At 58.6% G+C, this 17516-nt stretch carries 18 protein-coding genes and 1 tRNA gene; 6 read left to right on the top strand and 13 right to left on the bottom strand.

Features of this window, described 5'->3' with window-relative positions; all coding sequences use genetic code 11:
• Window positions 1–31 precede the first annotated feature (31 nt).
• A complete protein-coding gene (locus BPSY_RS07835; protein ID WP_051921846.1) occupies window positions 32–955 on the bottom strand; it encodes a zinc-binding dehydrogenase in 924 nt (307 codons plus the stop codon).
• A 250-nt stretch (window positions 956–1205) separates the two neighbouring features.
• Window positions 1206–1279: transfer RNA gene (locus BPSY_RS07830), tRNA-Pro, on the bottom strand.
• 174 nt (window positions 1280–1453) lie between these two features.
• Here BPSY_RS07830 and BPSY_RS07825 point away from each other — a divergent pair.
• From BPSY_RS07825 to BPSY_RS07800, 6 genes are all read left to right on the top strand, one after another.
• Window positions 1454–2884 (top strand): UTP--glucose-1-phosphate uridylyltransferase, encoded by a 1431-nt coding sequence (locus tag BPSY_RS07825; protein ID WP_033496542.1) that lies wholly within the window; start codon window positions 1454–1456, stop codon window positions 2882–2884.
• 137 nt (window positions 2885–3021) lie between these two features.
• Window positions 3022–4959, top strand: coding sequence for a helix-turn-helix transcriptional regulator (locus BPSY_RS07820; protein ID WP_033496422.1), 1938 nt, complete (start codon window positions 3022–3024; stop codon window positions 4957–4959).
• Window positions 4960–4971: 12 nt separating this feature from the next.
• Complete coding sequence (locus BPSY_RS07815) at window positions 4972–5289, top strand: hypothetical protein (RefSeq protein WP_033496423.1); 318 nt, start codon at window positions 4972–4974, stop codon at window positions 5287–5289.
• Window positions 5290–5357: 68 nt separating this feature from the next.
• The gene (locus tag BPSY_RS07810; RefSeq protein ID WP_081884347.1) at window positions 5358–8006 is read left to right on the top strand and encodes a DEAD/DEAH box helicase; all 2649 of its coding nucleotides are present in this window, start codon (window positions 5358–5360) and stop codon (window positions 8004–8006) included.
• A gap of 129 nt (window positions 8007–8135) precedes the next feature.
• The gene (locus tag BPSY_RS07805; protein ID WP_033496425.1) at window positions 8136–8483 is read left to right on the top strand and encodes an RNA polymerase-binding protein RbpA; all 348 of its coding nucleotides are present in this window, start codon (window positions 8136–8138) and stop codon (window positions 8481–8483) included.
• Window positions 8484–8591: 108 nt separating this feature from the next.
• Window positions 8592–9311: an HAD hydrolase-like protein gene (locus tag BPSY_RS07800; protein ID WP_033496427.1), complete on the top strand. Its 720-nt coding sequence runs from the start codon at window positions 8592–8594 to the stop codon at window positions 9309–9311.
• Window positions 9312–9598: 287 nt separating this feature from the next.
• Here the strand turns inward: BPSY_RS07800 and BPSY_RS07795 are convergent, their stop codons facing one another.
• The 11 genes from BPSY_RS07795 to trpA form a co-directional block, all read right to left on the bottom strand.
• Window positions 9599–10279, bottom strand: a complete 681-nt coding sequence (locus BPSY_RS07795) for a MerR family transcriptional regulator (RefSeq protein ID WP_033496429.1) — start codon at window positions 10277–10279, stop codon at window positions 9599–9601.
• A gap of 79 nt (window positions 10280–10358) precedes the next feature.
• On the bottom strand, window positions 10359–10802 hold the full coding sequence (locus BPSY_RS07790; RefSeq protein ID WP_033496431.1) for an FHA domain-containing protein: 444 nt from the start codon (window positions 10800–10802) through the stop codon (window positions 10359–10361).
• A gap of 5 nt (window positions 10803–10807) precedes the next feature.
• Window positions 10808–11623: a DUF881 domain-containing protein gene (locus BPSY_RS07785; RefSeq protein ID WP_051921942.1), complete on the bottom strand. Its 816-nt coding sequence runs from the start codon at window positions 11621–11623 to the stop codon at window positions 10808–10810.
• Window positions 11624–11652: 29 nt separating this feature from the next.
• Window positions 11653–11985 carry a small basic family protein gene (locus BPSY_RS07780; RefSeq protein WP_033496437.1) on the bottom strand — a complete coding sequence of 111 codons (333 nt, stop codon included), beginning with the start codon at window positions 11983–11985 and terminating at the stop codon, window positions 11653–11655.
• A gap of 2 nt (window positions 11986–11987) precedes the next feature.
• A complete protein-coding gene (locus BPSY_RS07775) occupies window positions 11988–12971 on the bottom strand; it encodes a DUF881 domain-containing protein (RefSeq protein ID WP_033496439.1) in 984 nt (327 codons plus the stop codon).
• Window positions 12964–13578 (bottom strand): CDP-alcohol phosphatidyltransferase family protein, encoded by a 615-nt coding sequence (locus BPSY_RS07770; protein WP_033496441.1) that lies wholly within the window; start codon window positions 13576–13578, stop codon window positions 12964–12966. The genes BPSY_RS07775 and BPSY_RS07770 overlap by 8 nt, the downstream gene beginning before the upstream one ends.
• 4 nt (window positions 13579–13582) lie before the next feature.
• On the bottom strand, window positions 13583–14434 hold the full coding sequence (gene hisG / locus BPSY_RS07765) for an ATP phosphoribosyltransferase (RefSeq protein WP_033496443.1): 852 nt from the start codon (window positions 14432–14434) through the stop codon (window positions 13583–13585).
• Between the two features lie 32 nt (window positions 14435–14466).
• Window positions 14467–14730, bottom strand: coding sequence for a phosphoribosyl-ATP diphosphatase (locus BPSY_RS07760; protein ID WP_033496445.1), 264 nt, complete (start codon window positions 14728–14730; stop codon window positions 14467–14469).
• A 19-nt stretch (window positions 14731–14749) separates the two neighbouring features.
• A complete protein-coding gene (rpe, locus tag BPSY_RS07755; RefSeq protein ID WP_033496447.1) occupies window positions 14750–15415 on the bottom strand; it encodes a ribulose-phosphate 3-epimerase in 666 nt (221 codons plus the stop codon).
• 51 nt (window positions 15416–15466) lie between these two features.
• Window positions 15467–16510: a prolipoprotein diacylglyceryl transferase gene (gene lgt, locus BPSY_RS07750; protein ID WP_081884346.1), complete on the bottom strand. Its 1044-nt coding sequence runs from the start codon at window positions 16508–16510 to the stop codon at window positions 15467–15469.
• A 103-nt stretch (window positions 16511–16613) separates the two neighbouring features.
• Complete coding sequence (trpA, locus tag BPSY_RS07745) at window positions 16614–17516, bottom strand: tryptophan synthase subunit alpha (protein ID WP_415926596.1); 903 nt, start codon at window positions 17514–17516, stop codon at window positions 16614–16616.

Genomic DNA, 17516 nt, shown 5'->3' with positions numbered 1-17516 from the left:
GCTTATCGTCGATGAGTGCTTGGGTGTCTCGCTACTTGCTACGCTCAACCCGGAACACCGGACGTCCGCTCGTACGCGGGGCGCCCTGCGCGACCCATTCAGCGAGTCGCGTCCATGACCTGACGTCAAGAGCGCCGACATCCAGACTCGAATCAGCGGCAAGATACGCCATCTCGGCAGACAGATCCGTTTCTGAACCGAGGAAGAAGCTTGTGATCGATCGATTCGCAGTTGTCGTATCCGATACGAAGGCGCCGTACGGGAAGTGCTCGTCCGCACCGGCCGCATGCCCGAGCGCGATAACAGTCGACCCCGCTTCCAGCAGGGCATAGGCGTCCACCAGATGCTGTCCGCCGATCAGATCGATCGCTCCGTGCACACGCGTGGTCACCGTGGCAAGCGTCGAATGCACTTCATCCGCGCCGAGTCGACGCAATTCCTGGTGCTGGCCTTCGTCACGGGCGACGGCGATGACATGCGCGCCGGCACGCGCCGCCAGCTGGACCGCGATACGACCGACCGCACTGCCCGCGCCGACGATCATAATGCGACGTCCCAGTATCGAAGCGAGCTTGCGCAAGGCCCGCAGGGCGCTTGTGGCAGGAACAGGGAGCGTCGCGAGATGTTCCCAGCTCGCCTCCGGTGGCGCGACGGCCGTCATCGCCACCGGCACGGCTCTGCGCTGTGCCCAGCCTTGGGCGGCGAGTCCGAGGAACAGCACATGGTCACCGGCCCTCGGACCCGTCCCATCGGCTGCGGGTGCGATGACGGTTCCGCTGCCATCCCAACCGGGGATGGATCCTGCCGCTTGCCCCGAGAGTGCGGCCAGATCGCCGGGGTTCGGGGCGAATGCCTCGACCTGTACGAGGAGTTCATGAGCCTGAGGTGCGGGCTCCTGAGTGTCTTGTAAGGAGAGGCCACCCAATGCGCCCGGGTCGATCGTCCATGCCTGCATACGTGTTTCCTTTGCATCCGTTCCTATGCGTCCGATGTCACAACCTGACGAAGTATCATACCCTCCGCATGCATCGCACCGATCCTCGCCCGATCGCCATCGGTGAAACCCGGGCGTTGGAACATAACGATGCCGTGGCGCTCCGATCCGAAGACCCTGAGATACAAGAACTCGCCCCCGCCATAAGGCGTAGGGCGAGTCAGCGATTCAACCGCATCCGTCGCTCGTTCACGAACAACGGCCGTTCTAGTCGGGCCAGCGAGATTTGAACTCGCGACCCCTTGACCCCCAGTCAAGTGCGCTACCAAGCTGCGCTATGGCCCGACGATGCAACTAAGCACCGAAGAGATAAGGTAGCACAAGATATGGATTTTTGATAATCCGGCTTGCACGGGGGATGGGTTATCGATGGCCGGCGGCGATGCGGCCACGTCCTTCCTCGACACCACCATACAAACCGCTAGACTGGTGAATATTGTGTCTGGAAGGAGACCGATCATGGGCGACGCTGTATTTGAGAAATCTGCAGCCAAAATGCGCGAACGTGAAATGAGCGAAGTTGCGATATCGCAATTTGAGCGGCTGTTCGAAGCATGGAAACATGATGAGTCGGATGATTCGATACGCGAGAGCAACGTCAAGGCGCTGCACGATATCCCCTCGGTGCGTGAGGTGCATGAACAGATCGACCCGGACAAGGCCCTCGAGGCCTTCTCCAAAACGGCCTTCCTGAAGCTCAACGGGGGATTGGGCACGTCGATGGGGCTTGAAGGCGCGAAATCACTGCTGCCGGTCCGTCGTCACAAAGCCCGTCAGATGCGCTTCCTCGACATCATTCTCGGTCAGGTCATCACGGCGAGGAAACGTCTTGATGTGCAGCTGCCGCTGATCTTCATGAATTCATTCCGTACGTCGGAAGACACCAAGCGCGTCCTCAGCAAGACGAAGGCCTTCGAGCAGCACGACATCCCCGTCGAAATCATCCAGCACGTCGAGCCGAAGATCCTCGCCGATAGCGGAGAACCCGTCGACTTCCCGGACGACCGCGAACTCGAATGGTGCCCACCGGGACACGGCGACGTCTTCTCGACCATTCACGAATCGGGATTGCTGGACACCCTGCTCGAACACGGCATCGAATACCTCTTCATCTCGAATTCGGACAATCTCGGCGCACGCCCCTCGCGGACATTGGCAGGCCATTTCGCGGAATCCGGATCCTCATTCATGGTGGAGGTATCGAAGCGAACCAATGCCGATCGCAAGGGCGGTCACATCGTCGTCGACAAGGAGTCGGGCAGGCTGCTCCTGCGTGAGATGAGCCAGGTCCGTTCGGAAGACAAACGTGCGGCGACGAACATCAAAAAGCATCCCTTCTTCAACACCAACAGCATCTGGGTCCGCGTTGACGCCCTCAAGCAGAAACTCGATGAATACGACGGGGTGCTTCCGCTCCCGGTGATCTGCAATGAGAAGACCGTAGATCCCAGCAATGGGGAGACCGCGAAGGTCATCCAGCTCGAAACGGCGATGGGTGCGGCGATCAGCCTCTTCGACGACGCGTCATGCATAGAGGTGGACCGCATGCGTTTCCTGCCCGTCAAAACAACCGACGATCTCTTCATCATGCGTTCCGATCGTTTTCATCTCACCGATTCCTACGAGATGGAGGACGGGAACTACATGTTCCCGAATGTGGAGCTCGATGAGCACTACTACAAGAACATCGGTGACTTCAACGAACGCTTCCCGTATTCGGTGCCCTCGTTGGCTGCGGCCAATTCGGTGACGATCCATGGGGATTGGACTTTTGGACAGAATGTGTCCATGTTCGCGGACGCCGTTTTGGAGGATCTTGGACACCCCTCGTACGTGCCGAATGGCGGCTATGTGGGACCGCAGGGTATAGAGCCGGATGAGTGGGTGTAGGCGCGTTAAGCCTCACAAGAAAATAGCCCGGATATTAAGCAAATATGCATGTAAGCGGGCAAAAAGCATCTATCATAGATAACAGTGTGTAGAACCGGGCACATTTAATTTAAGATTTTAGTGATACGCGAGGACTAATGGCAGAGGGAACAAATGGCAGGCGGCGGTTCTCCGATAAATGGGGAAAACATGAACTGGATGTTCTTGCGGTATTGTCGTCTGCTTTCCCCCAATGGTTGACATCCAGACAGATAGCCCAACGGGTCAAGGCATATGCCGATTCATACGGTGAATTGGCGGATCAGGCCGCCAAGGCCGCGTTTGCGAAGCAATTCCAACGGGACAGGGCGAAGCTCGCCGCGATGGGCATCGCGATCGAGTCACGACAGCCCGAGTACTCATCAAAGTCCGAAGGCCAGGATTTCGCCTCATACCGACTCCAATTGGGGGATGAGCCGAGGGTACGCCTGCGCTTCGATCTGGAGGACCTGCCGGTACTCGCAGCCGCGAACTACCTGGCACGTTCGATCTCGATGTCCCAGTCCTCGGAGCAGCAGCTTCATCAAAGCTCCAGAAGCACCCCGCGCGTACCGCAGATACCGATTCCGGGCCTTGGTCTTGATTCGATAGCGCCGGGCCTGGGGACGCAGACGATTCCCGATGCCTTGCAACGGGTCATTGATTCACGCCGTTTCGCGGCGACGGTCGACGTCAACGGTGAGCACATCAACGTCGCCTACACCGATTCGGACGATCTTGCCATGTTCGTTCTGGAGCACCCGGGTGCCACGATCATCAGCCCGCCCGAAGCCGCGGACGCCTTCCATCGCAGACTCGTCGCGGCCACAGGTTTCGCCGAGGCCGATGGGGATTCCGAGGACGACACGCATACCCTGGCCAATACGGCACAGCGTGATTCGACGCCTGACCATGATCTGAACGGTTATGACGAGGACAATGCGAAACGTTCAAGCGCATCATTCCAGACCGGCTCGGAGGTCGATCGCCGCCTGCGCCTGATGCTCTTCCTCTCCGCGCATCTTGGCGAGGAGTTCTCACTCGCGGAGCTGGCGGAACGTTTCGTGGGCAAGACCCGTAACGAGGACGAGCTCAAACGCGCCATCAATGTGATCCACAAGGACATCAACACACTGACGACGGTTTCCGACGACGGGGAGATGGCGGGAAGCCAGTTCTTCGATATCGACTGGTCCTTGCTCGATACCGAGAACATCGTGTCCGCCACCAATTCGCTTGGATTGGAACGTCTTGCGGGTGTCTCTCCGCAGTATCTGAGTCTGATCACCGCTTCCGTGAGCTATCTGGCCCATTCGCCACTGCTTCCCGAGGGCTCACGCGCGCAGGCCGATTCGCTTTACAAACGCCTCAGACAGCATGTCGAACCAGGTGAGACCCCTTGGCTGAGCCTTACCGGCTACGAACTTGAGCCGACGAGCTTCACCGTGGTCAAGCGTGCGCTCGACACGGCTTCACTGCTGGATATGGAATACACCGACGGTGCCGGAAGAACCCGCAGGAAGATCGTTGCCCCGGCCAAGATCTTCGTCGATGAAGGCGTCTACTACGCCGCTGTGTGGACCGATATCGGAGACGCAATCAGCGAGGATCAGAAGACCAAACCCGACGTCAACGGTGTCACCCCGCTGAATGGCAACAGCAGGAACGGCTCCCACGAGGATGCATGGCAGATGCTGCGTCTCGCCAGAATCGAACGGGCCGAACTGGTCACACCGCTGCATAAGGTCGAGTTCCCGGACGCTCCGATCAGCGAACTGCGCAAGTGGAGCTTCGACAACGGCACAGCGGCGATGTTCATCACCGACAAGCCGGACCTCGCCTTCACCAAGTCCCTGCCCGGTGCAAGCACCGAAGCGCACGGCACCGGCGAGAAGGTGCATCTGACGGTCTCCTCGGATTCGTGGTTCGTCGCCTTCTGCATATCCCATGCTAGGCATATCGTCGCCGTCGCGCCCGGAACGCTCAGAACCATGATTCTTGCCAGGGCCCGGAGGGAACTGAGCCTTGAACAAGAGGTCACCCTGGTGGACGAGTAGAGAGGGAGAAGCATGCCTTGGTGGATTTGGTTGGTCATCACGATCTTCATGTTCGTCATGCTTGGAGTCGGAGCCTGGTATGCATTCAGCCACGCACTCGGAGCGATGAAGAAGGTTTCCGTGCTCGGATCGGAGATAGGGGAGAAGCTTGCGGCAATGAACGCATCCCCATCCGAAGAATCGCTTCCGGAGCCGCCTTCCTTCACCCAGCCGCTGCTGTCGGCATCCGACCGTTATGCTGAGGCCCATGCACGTGTTATCGAGCGCAAAACGAATAAAAGAATGAAACATATGAGTCGTTGGGAGCAGTGGAGGCATTTCAACGAGTAATCCACAATCAGGCATTGCGATGCTGGGCGGAGCCCTGCGCATGCGTCACGACAGAATCTCTCGGCACCATGGCTAATCATCAGCACAAGAACCCTTCATCGCAACGGCGTACACCGATCATCCCGATAGGACGTGTGGGAGCGGATCGCCCATCGGGCGAGGAGGAGCAAAGCCCCTCCCAACGCTTCGCCGCCGCCAGAAAACAACGGCTCCACGCGAACAGCGCGGTCGCGCGCTTCGCCGAAAGCGTCCCCTTCCCTCTTGATGATTTCCAGCTTGAGGCATTGGACGCCCTGGAGGCGGACACCAATGTACTGGTTGCCGCACCCACAGGTGCCGGCAAGACGGTTATCGCCGATTTCGCGGTCTTCCTGGCCCAGGAACGCAATGTCAAAGCCTTCTACACCACGCCGATCAAGGCCTTGAGCAACCAGAAATACCATGATCTCGTGGCGACCTTCGGCGAAAGCCGCGTGGGGCTGCTCACCGGTGACACCTCGATCAATTCAGAGGCCGATATCGTGGTCATGACCACCGAAGTGCTCAGGAACATGTTGTACGAGGAGTCTTCCACACTGCATGCGCTGCGCTATGTGGTACTCGATGAAGTCCATTTTCTGGCCGACCGTTATCGCGGTCCGGTCTGGGAGGAAGTCATCATCCACCTGCCCCAATCCATCCGCATCATCGGACTTTCGGCCACGGTATCGAATGTCGAGGATTTCTCGCAGTGGATCGAATCGGTCAGGGGAAAGACGACGCTGGTCGTCTCGGAACGCCGGCCGGTGCCGTTGGAACAGCATGTGATCGTTCAGGAGGACGACTCCACCGAACCTGAACTCTACGATCTCTATAGGCACAAGGCCGAGCAACAGCAGACGCTGAAACTGAATCCGGAATTGGTGAATCGATTGGAGCAGCTCGATCGCCGGGCCACCAAGCACAAGGACACCGGAAGAAACGCCCGCTTCGAGTCCAGGCATCCGCACAGCCGTCCAAGGTCCAACGCGGTGGAACGCCATACCCCACGCCGCTGGGCGGTGGTCGATGAGCTCGATTATCTGGGGAAGCTGCCGGGCATATATTTCATATTCTCGCGCAATGGCTGCGATCAGGCTGTCGAACAGTGCATCAACGCAGGTCTGGAACTGACCGATGATGATGAGGCAAGGCGTATCCGTCGCATCGTCGACGAGATGGTCGATGGACAGTTGAGCCGGGATGATCTCAAGACCCTGCAATTCAGCAAGTTCCGTTTTGCACTGGAAGAAGGCTTCGCGGCACATCATGCAGGTATGATCGCGCTCTTCCGTCAGATTGTCGAACGGCTGTTCGAGGAAGGTCTGGTCAAGGTCGTATTCGCCACCGAGACACTGGCACTGGGCATCAATATGCCTGCTCGCAGCGTCGTGGTCGAGAAACTGGAGAAATACGACGGGACCGGACACGTCGCCTTGACGCCCGGGGAATTCACACAGCTCACCGGTCGCGCGGGAAGAAGGGGAATCGACACCATCGGACATGCGGTCGTCGTGGATCATCATGGCTTCGTCCCTTCAACGGCCGCCTCGCTGTCCAGCAAGCGCGTCTACCCGCTGCATTCAAGCTTCAAACCGACCTTCAACATGGCGGTGAATCTGCTGAACTCAAGCAATTACGAGAGCTCACGCATCACGCTGGATCACTCATTCGCACAGTGGGAGGCCAACGAATCCGCATGGCAGCTTGAATCGCAGATGGATACGCTGCGCAGTGCCCTGGCGGGTTATGAGCAGGCCTTCGCCTGTGAGTACGGGGATTTCAAATCCTTCATGTCCATTCGCATGGAACTGGCCGACGCGCAGAAAAAAGAGCGCAGGGAACTCAAGCACCACCCCTTCGCCTCGGAGAAGGAACGCAGCAGGGCCTTCAGGAATCTGGATCGCAGGATCGCGGCCCTGCAGGAGCAGGAACGGCATCACCCATGCCGGGCGTGCCCCGATCTGCAATCCCATCTCAAATGGGGCCATCGCTGGGCTCGTGAGAAGCGTGAGTTGGATCGGATCAGCAATCGCTTTGATTCACGCACCGGTTCGGTGGCACGCCGCTTCGATAGGATCTGCGGGATCCTCGACCAGCTCGGTTACCTGAAGCGCGAAGAGCCCGGCAGGGGATCGGCCCATGGCTCCTCAACCGACTATGAGCTGACCGACCGCGGCCAACTGCTCAGACGCATCTACAGCGATCAGGATCTGATCCTGGCGCAGATTCTGATCAGTGGCACACTCGATCACCTGGGACCACAGGAACTGGCTTCGGTGCTTTCCTCGCTGGTGTACGAGGCCAGACGCGGGGGATACGGGGGAGTGCCACGGCATTATCCCGGAGGGGCCGATGGTGTGGTCGCCCAATGCGCCGAGCGGATGGTCAGCATCTGGGGACAGATCAATACGTTGTGCGAAGACGAGGGCCTTGAGCCGAGCCGTGAATTGGATTTCGGCATATGCGACATCATGTTCGCATGGGCAGGCGGGCAGGACCTCTCGATGATCCTCAAGGAAAGCGAGATGACCGGCGGCGACTTCGTGCGCAATGCCAAGCGTCTGGCCGATATCCTCTCGCAGATAGCCCAGGCCGGTCCTTACCTCGGCGAGCCCGGGGCGGAGCTGTCGCAAAGCGCGACGGTCGCGGCCGATCTGGTCAATCGAGGAATCGTGGCCTATTCGGGCGTTGATTGATGCCGCGGCGCACGTGATTCCGGGGGACCGGGCGGTGGGGAAGTGGCCTCAGCGAGGGGCGAATTGCGGAATATTCGTTACGTCCCAGCTGTTTTGTAGTTTGGATAAGGACAATTTTGAGGAGGCAGTATGGCTGAACGCAGTTTGCGCGGGATGAGCATCGGTGCGAAATCGTTGGAATCAGACGATAATGTGGATTTTGCGGCACGCATGGATGTTGCGTATGTATGTCCTAAGGGTCATCGTACGATTCTTCCCTTCGCCGAAGGCGCCGAGGTTCCCGAGGAGTGGGAGTGCCGTTGCGGTTCCGTGGCAAAGCGTGAGGGCGAGCACGATTCACAGGCCGACGAAATCACCAAACCGACCAGGACCCATTGGGATATGCTGCTTGAGCGCCGCAGTGAAGATGAGTTGAAAACACTGTTGGAGAAGCGCCTGGCGATGCATCATGACGGTTGGATACCAGATTACGAGTGAGCATCATGATGCGCCCTGCACGCAGGCTCTGAAAAGCGGCGGGGCGCGTCGGGCGAAGTCCTTGGATTGAATATCAGCATCAACTACCAGACAGGGAATGTAAGGGATATGGCAAATCGCGCATCACGGGTGGTGCTGTTGGATTTGGACGGCACATTGACCGAATCAGCACCAGGAATCCTCTCATCGGTCAGGAAAACACTTGAGGACCTTCATCAGCCGGTTCCTGACGCGCAGGAGCTGAACCGCTTCATCGGCCCGGCCATCATGGAATCCATGCACCGCAACGGTCTGCGTGGCGAGACCCTTGAGCGTTCCGTGAAATTGTATCGCAGATACTACTCGGAGATCGATACCTTCGACGACCCTCAGCAACCCGGTCATCTGGTGCCCGGATGCCTGTACAACTCGGTGTACGAGGGGATACCCGAGCAATTGCGCAAGCTCCGCGACGACGGCTATTATCTCGCCGTGGCCACCTGCAAGCCCGAATACCAAGCCGGCCCGGTCTGCGAGCACTTCGGTATCGACGCGATGGTCGACGCCGTCTACGGCGCCAGCAGGGACAACAGCCGCATCAACAAGGATCAGGTCATACGCTACGCCTTCGAGAACATCGGCTTTGACCCGGAACACGGCGATAAGGCGGTTATGGTGGGCGACCGCTGGACCGATGTTGATGGCGCCATCGCCGTCGGTCTGGACGCCATAGGCTGCGCCTGGGGCTACGCCGAGGATGGTGAGCTCAAGGAGCATGGTGCCTACGAGATCATCCAGCACGTTGATGAACTGGAAAACGCCGTGGAACAGTATTTCACCACCCACTGAAACGACATCAGTGCTGGTGCCGGGCATTCGCCCATACGGACCATCAGGATTCCTCGGCTGCGCCGGGTATGGGATTTCCATTCTGTACCCGGCGTTTCCTTATCAGAGTCCCTATCACAATCAAAATCCCTATCACAATCAAAATCACTATCATTGCAGTCCATACAGTAAACGCCGATAATGTACGTTATGTCAGATTAGATCAACATATTGCTGTCAGGAACGACACAGCCACGCAGCGCTGCTCTGCGCTGCGTGGCTGTCCTCGGCGATGCACTGCTCTGGTCTTAGGCCCGCTCTCGTTCGATGCGCTGCTCTTCCATACGCTTGCGCAGACGCATCGCGGTCAGTTCATCGATCGGCCGACCAGCGGGCTTACTCGCCGAGGCGCTGCGGATCTCGACATAATCCTCGTGCTCAAGGGTCTGTTCCATCTGATGCCACAATGATCCGACCGATACGGCGAACACGGCCTTGCCGCTGTTGACCATCGCGGAGATTTCCTCCACACCGGTGCACTCACGCACAGCCGTTCCATCACACACAATCGTGATGCCTTCGAGCTGCTGCGCTCCACGCTCGGTGAGATATCCGATTGCGGTGGTCACATTCTGCAGGTTCACACCCGCATCCAGCAGTTTCTTCGACACGGCCAGGATGACCACATCCTTGAAGGAATACAGTCGTCGTGATCCCGAGCCGTGTGAAGGGTTGATCGACGGTTCGACGATCTGTTTGCGCGCCCAGTAGTCAAGCTGCCTGTATGTGATTCCTGCGGCCTTGGACGCCACGGTCCCCCGGTAGCCGCGAATCTCATCGCTGTCCTCAGGGAAGCCGAACAACTCCCCCTGGATTGCATCATCGGCGTTCAAGTCGGTGCGTTCCTCCAGCGGCACATGCAGCTTCAAAAACGCCGTCGCCTGTTCACCGTCCGTCTGCCGTCCTACCGCCATCGCCGTGCCCCTCATCACTGGAAGTCCCCTGCACGCCAGCAAATCGCAAGCGTGCAATTCTCATCATGCTTTCAGTCTAACGCGAGCTCCGTCGTCAGCGTGCGGATACAACTGCGGATTTGGTGAAGAAAACGAGTCGGAACTTTCCGACCATGATCTCATCACCGTTGTGAAGCATCACATCATCGACGCGTTCACGATTGACATAGGTGCCGTTAAGGCTTCCCGCATCGACCACATGGAAGTCGTTTCCGACCCTTCGGAACAGTGCGTGCGCCCTGGATACGGTCGAGTCGTCGAGCAGGATGTCGGCGTTGGGATCCCTGCCCACCGTTACCTCATCCTCATCGAGGAGGTATCTGGAGCCTGAGACGGCGCCACGCGTCGAGATGAGCAGTGCGGTGCCTTCGGAAAGCTTGGCTATCGTTTCAAGATCATCTTGAGTCAGTGGACGGTCGGCACTCGTTACCACAGGTATGCTCAGCGCCGGCATGCCGATTATTGTTGTTTCGCCAGCTGTTGGAATCGGATCAGTCATAGTCGTTATTCTACCGTTCTTGCATATTGATATTGCTTGGGTGTGCGAACCTCGTCAATTTTGACACTATCGGTCTGCGCGACACTCACCGTCGCATTCAGTGTCACCTTCAAACGAGAGCCCACTCCCCCGGCGATCTGAATGGCGTTCTGCAGGTCCGAGGGGTTGCCGATCGCCTTGATCGTATAAGGGCTGGAAAGCTGTTCCCCATCGACGATCAGGCCGTTCTTCGTGTCCTTGATGTATGTGGATGTGACCACGCGAACCGAACTGAAGGAGATCACCTCGGCTCCCGCATTGCGCAGCTCCTCGATCAGTGTGAACATCGTCGCCGCATCGACATGCGTGCCGTGCTGGGTCACGTGAATGGTCACGCCTTTGCCCTGTGCGGGCAGTCTTCCGGAGAGTATGCCACTGGTCAGCGCGTTCTGCTGCGCGATCTTCTCCGCTTCCTTCTGCTTGTCCGCCGCGGACTGGATGGAGGTAAGCTGCCGGTTCAGTTCGTTCCGGCGCTCCTCAAGCTTGTCCACCTGCGTGCTGGTCTCATCGAGCACGCGAACCAGTTCGTCCTCGCTTAAGGATTCATACGAGGAGGAGGTGTTGCGCACCTGAACGACATATCCGAAACCGAGCAGGGCGCACAGGAGCCCCACCAGCACGCTGGTGACGACCTTCGCGCGTGTGGCATTGGCGTTCAGCGAGCGTGAGGGCTTTCTTCTGACCATCGGAAAAGATCCGGTATCGGTATTGTCGCCGTTCTTGCTGCGTCGCCGGGTACGGCGTGCCTCAGTCTGGGCCTCCGTCTCCGGCTCTGATTCCATATCATCGTGCTTTGCCATAGATGCTCCGACTATCCCCTGAAGATGAATCTTCTGATTGCGGACACATTCGAGAATATCCTGATGCCCAAGACCACGATCACGGCGGTCTGCAGCTGTGAGCCCACCCCGAGCTGGTTACCGAGCAGCACCAGCAGCGTGGCCGTCAGCACATTCGACAGAAAGGATATGACGAAGACCTTGTCGGAGAAGCTCCGCTCGAAGAAGGATCGTGCGGCCCCAAGGAGCGCGTCCAATGCGGCGACGACCATGATCGGCAGATACGGCTGCAGCACGATGGGAATATCCGGTTGCAAGAAGATGCCAACCACCACTCCCACTATCAATCCAAGCACCGCAGACATATCTATTCCTCCCCTTTTGCATACGACAGATCAGGTGATCCCGCAGCATCCATCGTAATCGTATCTTTCGTAGACACTTGTGGGTAGATGCCCGCCTGTTTCAGTGTCGCATACAGATTGCTCTCGGTGGAGGAGCTCATCGCCTTCTTCAAGGCGCTGCTGTCCCCTATCGCCTCGATGGTGTATGGGCTCTGCACCGATTCGACCCCCACCAGCACGGTCGAACCGGCTGTGCGAACGGAGGTCTGCACACCGATTCGGTTCCCGTTGATCGCGATCGCCTCCGCGCCTGCGGCCCACAGTTTGGAAACGAAGGTCTGCAGATCCCTATCCGAAACGATGCGGATCTGCGAGGAGTCGTTCTGCCCGGATGAGCCGGAAGCCGTTCCATCGTCGGAAGCGGCCAAGGGATCGGTCAAGGTCACGCTGATGCCAGGCCCTTTGACAGCCGTCGTGCCGTTCAGGATACCCTCCCTGGTCACTTCGGCGCTCTGTTTGCCTCCACCGACCTCGGTGGACAGTTTGTCGATCTGATTGCGCAGGCCATCGATGCTTGTCGAGAGATTGTCCGACCGCGAGGAGGCATAGTCGATTTGCGCGATCAGTTCTTGGCGCACCTTCTGTCTGGTGTCCTGATGGAGATCCCTGATGATCAGGCAGCCGGCGAAGCCCACGGCAAGGGTGATGACGAAGACCACGACCCTGCCCGACCAGATGGAGAGCCGGGAACGCTGCTCATTGGGGGTCAGCAGCGCATCCTCGAACATCGGGTCGACGGGACGGTTCGTCAGATCATCGATGAGGCGAAGCGACTCATCAGCCAGCTTGCGCCTCCGCATCGTCCCTGTCATCGAATCCCGCGACACCTGTCCGATACTCCATGAGGTGATCGAGAAAACCGATTTGGAAAACACTGCACGCCTATGCAAGGGGACCCTATCAGCAGAGACCTCGAAGGACAAAGGCATGTGGAGTTCTTCACTCATGAAGCGTGTCTTCCCTGATGAGCTTGGCGCCCTGCAGGATGTAGAGGACACCGGCGAACCAGTACAGCACGACGCCCCACAGCACCGCGGCCAAGGCGATCAGATGGAGGATCCCGAAGAAATGCGTGTCCTGGAAATCCGCGAGAATCAAGGTGGGGATGGCCAGCATCAGCATCGCCGTACCGGTTTTTCCCGCGTAATGAACCGGCAGAGGGCCATAGCCATGCTGCGCGAGGATAAGGATGAGGATTCCCATAACCAGATCCCGCAGTCCGACCACAATCAGCAGCCACCACGGCAGAATATGGGCGAATCCAAGCGCGAGGATGGTGCACAGGATCAGCAGCCTGTCCGCGATCGGATCGAGGATCTGACCGACACGGCTGACCTGGTTGAAACGCCTGGCAATGAAACCGTCAACGCCATCCGACGCAGCGGAAACCACGATCAGCACCAGGGATATCATCAGATGTCGTTGGGAGACCATAACCGCGATCACGGGTATGGTCATGATGCGCAACACGCTTATCGCGTTGGGAATCGTCCACAACACATCTTTTGGCTCAGGGCTGTACCGAGTGTCTTTGCTGCTTTCCGGCGTATGCATTGTCTCACATTCTCGATGCCTGGAGGGCTGTGACGATGATGGCCCTGGCACCTATCTCGTAAAGCCTATCCATCAGATTATTGACCTGCTGTTTGGGAACCATCGCCCTGACGGCCGCCCACTGTTTGTCATGAAGGGAGGACACGGTCGGAGACTCGAAGCCCGGGGTTATCCCCACGGCGATCGCGACTTTGCTGACTGGTATGTCATAGTCCATCAGCACGTAACGTTGGGCGGTGAGCACTCCCTGAAGACGACGGCTCAGCACGATCAGTCGCTCGTCCTCGATGGATATGCGCGGGGAACGAATGAGAATGGCCTCAGAATGCAGGATCGGTTCGGCGAAGATGCGCAGTCCGGCGTTGCGCAGCGTCGTACCCGTCGACACCACATCGGCGATCAGATCGGCCACACCGAGGTGCACGGAGGACTCCACGGCACCGTCCAGATGGATGATGTCCGCATGGATCCCGTGTTCCTTCAGGTAGTCATCCACCAGTTTGTCGAAGGAGCTGGCGACGCGCTTGCCGTCGATGTCCGCGAGATCCTCGATACCGGATTCGTTGGGGGCCGCGAAACGGAAGGTCGAAGCACCAAAGCCCAGTTGCAGGTGTTCGACGGCCTTCGTACCGGAGTTGAGCAGGAGATCACGTCCGGTGACGCCTACATCAACGGTTCCCCTGCCGACATACACCGCGATATCGATCGGGCGGAGGTAGAACAGCTCGATCTCATTGTCGGGATCCTCCACCACAAGCTGGCGTGGGTTGCTGCGCAGCCGGTACCCGGCCTCGGAAAGCATATTCCATGCCGGTTCGGAAAGCATGCCTTTATTCGGCACTGCGATTCTCAACATCGTTTCTCCTCAGTACGAATGTATGCAGAAGCTCACAGGTAGCGGTATACGTCGTCCAATGTGATCCCACGATCAATCATCATGACCTGAAGATGGTAGAGGAGCTGGCTCATTTCCTCTGCTGTGCGGTCGGCACCTTCGTATTCGGCGGCGATCCAGGTCTCCCCCGCCTCTTCCACGATCTTCTTGCCGATGAAATGCGTCCCCTTCGAGAGTTCATCGACGGTCAGCGAACCTTCGCTCTGCTCTTTCGCCTTTTCGGAGAGCTCCGCAAACAACGAATCAAATGTCTTCATGCTATTCCCTTGCTCATGCTTATGCACGGAAGTGCGCTTGCGCCTTCGTACGGATGTCATCAATGGCCTTGGCCGGATCCTCGGCGCCATATACGGCGGAACCCGCCACCAGCACATCAGCACCAGCCTGCGCCACGATGGGGGCGGTTGAGGAGCTGACTCCACCATCGACCTGTATATGGGTATGCAATCCGCGCCTGGTGATCTCATCGCGCAAACGCCGCGTCTTGTTCATCTGATTGTCGAGGAACTTCTGTCCGCCGAATCCCGGCTCAACGGTCATGATCAGAATCATGTCGAATTCATCGAGGATATCGAGGATGCCATCGATCGATTCCGCGGGTCGGACCGCGAAGCATGCCTTGACTCCGGAAGCACGGAGCTGACGGGCCAGACGCACCGGCGCGTGGGTGGCTCCCATATGGAATGTCACGGATGCGGCACCGAGCTTGGCGAATTCCGGAGCCCAACGGTCGGGGTCCTCGATCATCAGATGCACATCGACGGGCAAATCCGTGACCTCACAGATTCGCTTGACGATAGGCTCGCCCAGGGTCAGATTGGGAACGAAGTGGTGATCCATCACATCCACGTGAACCATATCGGCATTGGAAATGGCTTTCAGATCCCTTTCCAGATTGACGAAGTCCGCGGACAGAATACTAGGTGCTATTTGAATCTGCATAAAAACCATTCTAGGGAGTGAGAGCGACGAGTAATGCGAAGGGGAAGCGATCTACAGGGCGTCCCCACCGCTTTGCCCCTCGGGATCGGGGTTGCCATCCTGTTGGCTCCGGGTTTCCGATGGCTGGGAGGCTTCAGCGCTGTCGGTCGTCTTCGCGGGCTTCGGGTGCTCCTGTGTTTCATGCCCATGTGCTTCGTGCTCCTGCAGCTCGCGTTCCTCCATCTCGGTGATGGTGCGCAGCTTCTCCGCGAGCAGAGCCGTGGATTTGCCCCTGTTCATCACGATGATGAAAGCCATGACGCCGAGGATGAAGACGGCCATCGATACCCAGACATTCACACGGACTCCGAGGAATTCATGGGCGAAGTCGATACGCAGCGATTCGATCCACGTACGTCCGGCGGTGTACCAGATCACGTAGAGGGTGAAAAGCGATCCCGCCTTAAGCACCCTGACGGCCTTGCGTCCGATCCAGATCAGCAGTGCAGCCCCGATGAGGTTCCATATCATCTCATACAGGAAGGTCGGTTGGAACAGGGTCCCCGTGGGGCAGCTGCTGCCGTCGTAGCACTGTTCGCTCGAACCGATGGAGGTGCCTGTCGTATTCAACTTGAGTCCCCATGGCAGGGTGGTAGGCGCACCGTACAGCTCCTGATTGAACCAGTTGCCCAGTCTGCCGACCGCCTGCGCCACCAGCAGTGCGGGCGCGATGGCGTCGCAGAGCAGCGCGGCGGGATAATGCTTATGCCTGCACCATGCCCAGGCGGCCAATGCTCCGAGCAGCACCGCGCCCCAGATGCCGAGTCCACCCTGCCAGATCTTGAAGATGTCGACCCAATTGCCGGTGGAGCCGAAGAATCGTTCCGGCGTGGTGATCACGTGGTACAGACGTGCGCCGATGATGCCCGCGGGGACGGCGCACAGCGCAATGTCGAAGATCTGATCGCTGCTCCCACCGAGGCGTTTCCACCGGACGGCCGACATCCAGATCGCCACGGCGATGGCCAGCAGCATGGTCAGCGCATAGATATGGATGGTCACCGGACCGATGTTGAATTGCGAGATGGATGGCGATGGGATGTATGCAAGTGTCATGATTCCTCGATGCTGTATATGGAAGCCCCGTGAGCTTCCTTATGCTGGATTCGCGCCAAAGCGTCGGTATACCGGCTGATCTTCAGGCCGCGTTGCATACCGTCTATGCCCTCGCCTGGTGGATGCCCTGCGCGAGCTCCTCGGTTTTGGCGGCCAGTGCGGAAAGCCCGGCACGACCAGTGGAGGTGGTGCCTGAATCATCAAGCATCGTGTGCACCAAGGCCGAACCGACAATCACACCGTCGGCATAGGTGGCGACCTTCGCTCCCTGTTCCGCCGTGGACACGCCGATGCCGACGCACACATGTTGCGCGCCGGCCTGACGGGTACGTTCCACCAGCAATTCAGGCGATGTGCTGATACTGCTGCGCTCACCGGTGACACCCATGCGGGAAGCCGCGTAGACGAATCCGCGTGAGTTCCGGGCCACCACGGCAAGGCGTTCATTGGTCGAATCCGGGGATGCGAGGAAGACGCGGTCCAAACCGTATCGATCCGAAGCCTCGATCCAATCGCCTGCCTCGTCCGGTATCAGATCGGGGGTGATCAGACCCGCGCCGCCGGCGTTGGAGAAATCCTTCGCGAAGCGTTCCACACCGTAATGGAAGATGAGATTCCAATAGCTCATGATCAGAGGGACGCCACCCGCCTTGGCCACGGTCTCGACCGCGTCGAACACCCCGGCGATCCTCTCCCCTTGCTGAAGCGCTATATGCGAAGCCGCCTGAATCACCGGTCCGTCCATAACCGGATCGGAATAGGGCAGGCCGATTTCGACCACATCCACACCATGCTCGACCATCGTCCGCAATGCCTCCAGGGAGGTGTCCGGATCGGGGAAACCATATGGCAGATATCCGATGAAGGCCGCCTCGTTGCGCTCCTTGAAGCCGTCAAGCAGGCTTCCCACAGGGCTGTCGCCGTGGTGGAAGCCCAGGGGCTGCGCGCCACCGGGGGTCGGGTCCTTCATCTGCGCACTCGTCGCTGCTGATCCACTCTCAAGCAT

Origin of the sequence: Bifidobacterium psychraerophilum (assembly GCF_000741705.1) — a bacterium.
Lineage (GTDB): Bacteria > Actinomycetota > Actinomycetes > Actinomycetales > Bifidobacteriaceae > Bombiscardovia > Bombiscardovia psychraerophila.
The sequence above is the reverse complement of the archived record's forward strand: the minus strand, read 5'-3'. Positions and strand labels throughout refer to the sequence as shown.

Excerpts from the sequence above, each read along its gene's own strand:
- BPSY_RS07835 (WP_051921846.1), bottom strand. The coding sequence starts at position 955 with ATGCAGGCATGGACGATCGACCCGGGCGCATTGGGTGGCCTCTCCTTA.
- BPSY_RS07825 (WP_033496542.1), top strand. The coding sequence starts at position 1,454 with ATGGGCGACGCTGTATTTGAGAAATCTGCAGCCAAAATGCGCGAACGT.
- BPSY_RS07820 (WP_033496422.1), top strand. The coding sequence starts at position 3,022 with ATGGCAGAGGGAACAAATGGCAGGCGGCGGTTCTCCGATAAATGGGGA.
- BPSY_RS07815 (WP_033496423.1), top strand. The coding sequence starts at position 4,972 with ATGCCTTGGTGGATTTGGTTGGTCATCACGATCTTCATGTTCGTCATG.
- BPSY_RS07810 (WP_081884347.1), top strand. The coding sequence starts at position 5,358 with ATGGCTAATCATCAGCACAAGAACCCTTCATCGCAACGGCGTACACCG.
- BPSY_RS07805 (WP_033496425.1), top strand. The coding sequence starts at position 8,136 with ATGGCTGAACGCAGTTTGCGCGGGATGAGCATCGGTGCGAAATCGTTG.
- BPSY_RS07800 (WP_033496427.1), top strand. The coding sequence starts at position 8,592 with ATGGCAAATCGCGCATCACGGGTGGTGCTGTTGGATTTGGACGGCACA.
- BPSY_RS07795 (WP_033496429.1), bottom strand. The coding sequence starts at position 10,279 with ATGAGGGGCACGGCGATGGCGGTAGGACGGCAGACGGACGGTGAACAG.
- BPSY_RS07790 (WP_033496431.1), bottom strand. The coding sequence starts at position 10,802 with ATGACTGATCCGATTCCAACAGCTGGCGAAACAACAATAATCGGCATG.
- BPSY_RS07785 (WP_051921942.1), bottom strand. The coding sequence starts at position 11,623 with ATGGAATCAGAGCCGGAGACGGAGGCCCAGACTGAGGCACGCCGTACC.
- BPSY_RS07780 (WP_033496437.1), bottom strand. The coding sequence starts at position 11,985 with ATGTCTGCGGTGCTTGGATTGATAGTGGGAGTGGTGGTTGGCATCTTC.
- BPSY_RS07775 (WP_033496439.1), bottom strand. The coding sequence starts at position 12,971 with ATGAGTGAAGAACTCCACATGCCTTTGTCCTTCGAGGTCTCTGCTGAT.
- BPSY_RS07770 (WP_033496441.1), bottom strand. The coding sequence starts at position 13,578 with ATGCATACGCCGGAAAGCAGCAAAGACACTCGGTACAGCCCTGAGCCA.
- hisG (WP_033496443.1), bottom strand. The coding sequence starts at position 14,434 with ATGTTGAGAATCGCAGTGCCGAATAAAGGCATGCTTTCCGAACCGGCA.
- BPSY_RS07760 (WP_033496445.1), bottom strand. The coding sequence starts at position 14,730 with ATGAAGACATTTGATTCGTTGTTTGCGGAGCTCTCCGAAAAGGCGAAA.
- rpe (WP_033496447.1), bottom strand. The coding sequence starts at position 15,415 with ATGCAGATTCAAATAGCACCTAGTATTCTGTCCGCGGACTTCGTCAAT.
- lgt (WP_081884346.1), bottom strand. The coding sequence starts at position 16,510 with ATGACACTTGCATACATCCCATCGCCATCCATCTCGCAATTCAACATC.
- trpA (WP_415926596.1), bottom strand. The coding sequence starts at position 17,516 with ATGCTTGAGAGTGGATCAGCAGCGACGAGTGCGCAGATGAAGGACCCG.